The 237-nt window shown below is 51.5% G+C and carries 1 protein-coding gene; it reads right to left on the bottom strand.

What is annotated here, in order from left to right; genetic code table 11:
• Nucleotides 1-165: hypothetical protein (locus HKX41_13405; protein ID NNC25131.1), on the bottom strand; the 165-nt coding region annotated here is incomplete at its 3' end.
• Nucleotides 166-237 lie beyond the last annotated feature (72 nt).

Genomic DNA, 237 nt, shown 5'->3' with positions numbered 1-237 from the left:
CAGCTCTCGGCCTGTTTCAGCACTCAGATCGTCCTCCATGACATCTACAACGATACAGACCAGCCCGTGGAATCGGCTATCGAGATCATCCTCACCGAGATAAATCTCAACCCGGTCACCAACTGAGTACGATTCCGTCGCTGGATTCGGGATGTCTTCCATCATGCTCTTTCTTGCCCACGGTCATATATGGGTTGGTGGCACTGTCTAGATCTGCAATAGGCGTCTCTCTGATTG

This window comes from Salifodinibacter halophilus, assembly GCA_012999515.1.
GTDB lineage: Bacteria > Pseudomonadota > Gammaproteobacteria > Nevskiales > Salinisphaeraceae > Salifodinibacter > Salifodinibacter halophilus.
The sequence above is the reverse complement of the archived record's forward strand: the minus strand, read 5'-3'. Positions and strand labels throughout refer to the sequence as shown.